Here is a 328-nt window from a genome sequence, read left to right as displayed (position 1 = left end):
ATCGCCCGAGAGCTTCAGGCTGACGTACTTTTCCGGCGCGCTGACTATGCTCAGGCCCCGGGAGGTGTACGCGGCGGAATCATAGGTAAAATCCACCGGCACGTTGTTGATGGTGCGGGTGGTGCCGGGCTGGACGACGATGGTGACCACCATCCATGCCACAATGGCACCCACGATGGCCAGCAGCAGCCGGATGCGGCGGTCGTCCAGAATGCTCTGGGTGTGCTGGATGGCAGGCTTTGTGCCGTTGGTACGATTGCTGCTCACTGCTGCTCATCCTCCTCTTTCTGGTTCATCCAGTTCAGCAGGCTCTTGACCTTGCCGCGCC

General features: G+C 61.0%; 1 pseudogene. It reads right to left on the bottom strand.

Annotated features, from left to right (window positions below):
• Positions 1–267, bottom strand: a pseudogene (locus tag P0G09_RS16600) (hypothetical protein); the annotation flags it as partial.
• Positions 268–328 lie beyond the last annotated feature (61 nt).

It is taken from the genome of Faecalibacterium sp. DFI.5.82 (assembly GCF_029076575.1).
GTDB classification, from domain to species: domain Bacteria; phylum Bacillota; class Clostridia; order Oscillospirales; family Ruminococcaceae; genus Faecalibacterium; species Faecalibacterium duncaniae.
The sequence above is the reverse complement of the archived record's forward strand: the minus strand, read 5'-3'. Positions and strand labels throughout refer to the sequence as shown.